This window comes from Hyphomonas pacifica (assembly GCF_000682675.1).
GTDB classification, from domain to species: domain Bacteria; phylum Pseudomonadota; class Alphaproteobacteria; order Caulobacterales; family Hyphomonadaceae; genus Hyphomonas; species Hyphomonas pacifica.
In genome coordinates this window covers 1-1,697 of record NZ_AWFA01000069.1, presented here as the reverse complement: position 1 = coordinate 1,697, position 1,697 = coordinate 1, and the positions used below count along the sequence as shown (strand labels likewise).

The window sequence follows — 1,697 nt, the reverse complement described above, 5'->3', positions numbered from 1 at the left end:
TCTACTCGTCCTTGTCATTGAGTTGCGGGGCTGCGCCGGACGAGCCGCGATCGCCGTCGCGAAGACTGTGGGCCGCCATCTGACCGGCCTGGCTGGCATTCTGGCGAGCCTGCATCCGGCGCGCCCATCCCGGGCTTGAACTTGAAGTGGATGATCCGGACCCGTCGCTTCCACCGGAGCCGCCCGTCGCGCGCCACGCGCCCTGACTGCCACGGCGGTAGGCGTCCTTCATGGACTGAGCTGGCCGACTGGCGGTTCTGCGTATGGCGTCGCCGCCTGCGCGGGCCATGCCCGCGACACCGGCGGCGATCGCACCAGCACCCGTCGCACCGGAGGCGACTGAACCGAGTGTGTAAGCGGTCCGCGCCGCGCCCGCCATGCTGGCGCCTGCTTTGACGGCGCTTGACACGCCAGAGGCTGCCGTACCGATCGCTGCGCGCCCGCCAGCACCGGCGACATAAGTGCCAGCCGCAACCCCAGCTGCAGCGCCTGCAGCCGAGCCCGCACCCAATTGCGGCGCGCCCGTGATCAGGCCGCTCGCGACACCTGGCGCAAAGATCCCCATCCAGAAGAAAACGATAGCCGCGAGCACTGTGCCCATCACCTGCGCCAGCGTGACATCATCGCCCGTACGAAACGCGTCGGTCACTGAGGCAAACAGCGTTGAACCGATGCCGATGATGACGGCGAGGACCATCAGCTTGATGCCCGATGTGATGACATTACCCAGCACGCGTTCAGCAAGGAAAGCCGATTTGTTCCACAGGGCGAAAGGCACGAGCACAAACCCGGCGAGCGTCGTCAGCTTGAATTCCAGAATGGCGATGAACAGCTGCACGGCGAGCACGAAGAAGGCCACCATGATGATCGCCCAGGCAATGAACATCACTGCGATCATGATGAAGTTGTGAAAGAAACTGATCGGCCCCAGCATGTCGCTGATCTCAGCGAGCAGTGGCTGTGCCGCATCGAAACCCACCCCGGCAATGAAGCCCGGACGCAGCAGATCGGCCGCCGTCATGGTCCCGCCACCAGCGGTCACGCCGAGCTGCGCGAAGCTGTCGAAGACAATATTGGCGAGCAGCGAGAAATTGCCGATGACAAAGGCGAAGAAGCCCACATAGAGCACTTTCTTGATCAGGCCGGCGATGACGTCGCTGTTCTGGCTGAGCGCCCAGAACAGGCCTGCCAGCGTGATGTCGATCGCGATCAGCGTGGTTGTCAGATAGGCGACATCTCCCGCCAGCAGGCCGAACCCACTGTCGATGTATGCGATAAATGTCGCGAGGAAGGTGTCGATCACGTCCATCAATCAGGAGACCCAAGAAAGGCGCGGGTACGGGCGCGGCCACGTTCAGCTTCAGCAAGTTGCCGGGCGCGCTCCAGCGCTTCAGCGCGATAGTGCGATGCCATCATGGCTTCCATCTGCATGAGCTGCTCGGTCTGCAGCGCCTCGATTTGATTGCCTGCCTGCAGGACCTGGAGATTGCCGACGGCGGACTGGCTGTCCCCGATCAAGCGATCGAGACTTTCACTGTCAGCGCGTGCAGAAGAGACGACTTCTGCGGTGACCAGCAGGCTTTCGCGATAGGCGGTGCGGGACTGACGCCAGCGTACCCGAGCTTCTTCAACGAGGACCCGGTGTTCCGGCGGCGTCTCGCCATACTCTTCCGGGTAGATCACTTCATAGTCGCGTT

General features: G+C 63.0%; 2 protein-coding genes. Both read right to left on the bottom strand.

Annotated features, from left to right (window positions below):
- Position 1: 1 nt before the first annotated feature.
- The gene (gene trbL, locus HY2_RS15245) at positions 2-1,309 is read right to left on the bottom strand and encodes a P-type conjugative transfer protein TrbL (RefSeq protein WP_034829160.1); all 1,308 of its coding nucleotides are present in this window, start codon (positions 1,307-1,309) and stop codon (positions 2-4) included.
- Positions 1,309-1,697, bottom strand: a 389-nt coding sequence (locus HY2_RS17520) for a TrbJ/VirB5 family protein (RefSeq protein WP_034829158.1), incomplete at its 5' end; no start/stop codon positions are given. The genes HY2_RS17520 and trbL, both read right to left, overlap by 1 nt.